General features: G+C 64.9%; 1 pseudogene. It reads right to left on the bottom strand.

The window, feature by feature from the left end:
* Positions 1–592 (bottom strand): annotated as a pseudogene (locus ACT3SZ_RS16385) (hypothetical protein); the annotation flags it as partial.

Raw genomic sequence — 592 nt, 5'->3', positions numbered from 1 at the left:
CAGCACCACCGACCTCGCGTCACCAGCATTCGACGTGGCGACGTTGAAGCCGATCACCGGCGACATCGTCGTCGACGACAACGCCGTCCAGCCGGTCCAGGTCTTATGCTCGCGCAACTCGTCGAGGTAGAGCATGTTCACCGTCTTGCCACGACCGGCATTGCGGTCCAGGCCGGCGATCCGGTACACCCCGGTACGCGAGCGCAGGGCCTCGAAGCCGTGCGCGTTGGAGGTCCGCTTCATCCGCTTACGAAGCTTCGGGTGAGCCTCGCACTCGTCGCGAACCTCCTCCCACAACTCGAACGCATCGTTCTTCGTCTGCGCCGCGCCGAGAATGTACGGCAACTTCTTCCGGAACAGCGCCCACTTCAGCAGCACCTTCGCCCAGTGCGTCTTGCCGTTCTGCCTGGCCACGAGCACGAGGATCGTCTTGAACCGCAGCAGCTCCTGGTCCCACAGCTCGGGCTGGTCCGGGTACTGCGCCCTGATCCGCTCCGGCGGCAGCAGCTCCAGCGCGTGGATCGACAGCCACTCCTGCCACTCCGTCAGCGGCTCGTTCAGGACGTGCTTGGCGAACCAGATGACGTCGAAG

The sequence above is a fragment of the Corynebacterium sp. AOP40-9SA-29 genome, assembly GCF_052377405.1.
GTDB lineage: Bacteria > Actinomycetota > Actinomycetes > Mycobacteriales > Mycobacteriaceae > Corynebacterium.
The sequence above is the reverse complement of the archived record's forward strand: the minus strand, read 5'-3'. Positions and strand labels throughout refer to the sequence as shown.